The 961-nt window shown below is 54.7% G+C and carries 1 rRNA gene; it reads right to left on the bottom strand.

Going from position 1 to position 961, the window contains the following annotated elements:
- Nucleotides 1-961: ribosomal RNA gene (locus tag ACRWK8_RS26565) — 23S ribosomal RNA — on the bottom strand; the annotation flags it as partial.

Here is a 961-nt window from a genome sequence, read left to right as displayed (position 1 = left end):
TGGACTTCACAGCTTCGGCGGTGTACTTAAGCCCCGCTACATTATCGGCGCAGAACCACTTGACCAGTGAGCTATTACGCACTCTTTAAAGGATGGCTGCTTCTAAGCCAACCTCCTGGTTGTCTCAGCAACTCCACAACCTTTCCCACTTAGCACACGCTTAGGGGCCTTAGCTGATGATCTGGGCTGTTTCCCTCTCGACTACGAAGCTTATCCCCCGCAGTCTCACTGCCACGCTTCACTTAACCGGCATTCGGAGTTTGTCTGACGTCAGTAACCTTGTAGGGCCCATCAGCCAAACAGTAGCTCTACCTCCAGCAAGAAACACGCGACGCTGCACCTAAATGCATTTCGGGGAGAACCAGCTATCACGGAGTTTGATTGGCCTTTCACCCCTACCCACACCTCATCCCCCAGATTTTCAACTCTGGTGGGTTCGGGCCTCCACGAGGTCTTACCCCCGCTTCACCCTGGACATGGGTAGATCACTCCGCTTCGGGTCCACAGCATGCGACTCAAACGCCCTATTCAGACTCGGTTTCCCTACGGCTACCCCACCCGGGTTAACCTCGCCACACACCATGACTCGCAGGCTCATTCTTCAAAAGGCACGCCATCACCAGGTACAAGACCCAGCTCTGACGGCTTGACAGCACACGGTTTCAGGTACTATTTCACGACCCCTCACCGGGGCACTTTTCACCTTTCCCTCACGGTACTAGTGCACTATCGGTCATCAGGACGTATTTTGGCTTAGCAGGTGGTCCTGCCAGATTCACACGGAATTTCTCGGGCTCCGCGCTACTCGGGAGAACATCAACACCTAGACTCTTCCTTCACCTACGGGACTCTCACCCACTCCGGTACCGCTTCCCAACGGATTCAGCTAGAAAAATCATCAGCGCTCCAGGCCGACAGACCTGAAAAGATGCATCCCACAACCCCGCACACGCAACGACTG

The sequence above is a fragment of the Nocardiopsis eucommiae genome (assembly GCF_965344335.1).
Taxonomy (GTDB): Bacteria; Actinomycetota; Actinomycetes; order Streptosporangiales; family Streptosporangiaceae; genus Nocardiopsis; species Nocardiopsis eucommiae.
Note: the sequence above shows the minus strand (reverse complement) of the source record. Positions and strands in the feature narration are given on the sequence as shown.